This is a genomic window from Tenacibaculum ascidiaceicola (genome assembly GCF_047470925.1).
In the GTDB taxonomy this organism is placed as follows: domain Bacteria; phylum Bacteroidota; class Bacteroidia; order Flavobacteriales; family Flavobacteriaceae; genus Polaribacter; species Polaribacter discolor.
The window spans coordinates 1-1,492 of record NZ_JAZKJP010000003.1 but is presented as its reverse complement, the minus strand read 5'-3'; the positions used below and the strand labels follow the sequence as shown (position 1 = coordinate 1,492).

Annotated in this window: 1 protein-coding gene; it reads right to left on the bottom strand. The window is 36.8% G+C overall.

Annotated features, from left to right (window positions below):
* A partial coding sequence (locus tag VBY68_RS01915) for an HYR-like domain-containing protein (protein ID WP_462218633.1) occupies positions 1-1,492 on the bottom strand: 1,492 nt, incomplete at both ends.

The window sequence follows — 1,492 nt, the reverse complement described above, 5'->3', positions numbered from 1 at the left end:
TTCTACTGTAATTACCTGAATATGTGTTGTCGTGTTTCCTGAACAATCTGATACTGTCCATTTTCTAGTTATTAAGTATTCTGATCCACATGCGTCATCATCTCCACTGGTTACTTCACTCGGAATTACTGTTACAGAAGTATCACAATTATCGGTTGCTGTTAAGGTTTCCATTACTGGAATGTTATCACAACTTACTGTGATTTCTGCTGCTGGTAAAGTCTCCACAAATTCTGGCGCTACTGTGTCTTCTACAGTAAATTTAGCAGCAGTAGTATTAATAGTATTTCCACAGGCATCTTTTGCTGTAAAAATTACCTCTACCTCTCCTGTAAAACTACATGTGTATGTTAAATCTGTATAATTATTACTCCATGTTACAATACTACAATCATCTGTAGCTGTTGCTCCTCCATTACTAGCTAACCAATTATTTAATTCTGTTGTATTTCCTGACCCATCACACTCAACAGTCTTATCAGATGGTTGCTGAGTTATTGTTGGTGGTGTTTCATCTTTAATTAAATATCCCGCTGTTGTAGTACTAAAGTTTCCACAATCATCTGTAGCTGTAAATGTTACTGTGATATAACTTCCGTCACATTTCACAGAGGTATCATCCCCATAATTATTAGTCCATGTAACACTACTACAGTTATCTGTTGCTGTTGCTCCTGCATTACTATCTAACCAATCTTGTAAAGTAGTTTCTGTATCTCCTACTCCACATTCTATGTCTATATCATTTTTATTTGTTTCGTCTATAATTGGAGCTGAATTATCTTTAACTATTATAGTTTGAACTTTTTCAGTTGTATTTCCACAGTTATCTGTTAAAGACCATGTTCTTGTTATAATAACCTCTCCTATACATGAACCTACTGATTCAACATCACTATAGCTAGCATTTAAACTTGTATCACAATTATCTGACTCGTCTGTTACATCTCCTGTGATTCCAATATTAGCATCATAGGCACATGTATCATCCTTGTATATAGTAATATCAACTGGAACTGTAAATTCTGGTTTAGTTATATCAGTTACTGTAATGGTTTGGGTATGACTTACTGTGTTTCCACAATTATCGGTTGATTCCCATTGGCGTACAATCTCTCCACAGCCGTCTACTACCGTATTACTTACTTCGGTAAACACTACGTCTACTACTGTATCACAATTATCGGTTGCGGTAATTGTTGGTACTGCTGGGATTGCTTCACAGTCTACACTTACATCACCTGGTTCCTCTGATAAGACTGGTGCAGTAGTATCGGTTACAGTGATGGTTTGGGTATGACTTACTGTGTTTCCACAATTATCGGTTGATTCCCATTGACGTACAATCTCTCCACAGCCATCTACTACCGTATTACTTACTTCGGTAAACACTACGTCTACTACTGTATCACAATTATCGGTTGCGGTAATTGTTGGTACTGCTGGTATTCCTTCACAGTCTACACTTACATCACCTGGTTCTGATGATAAG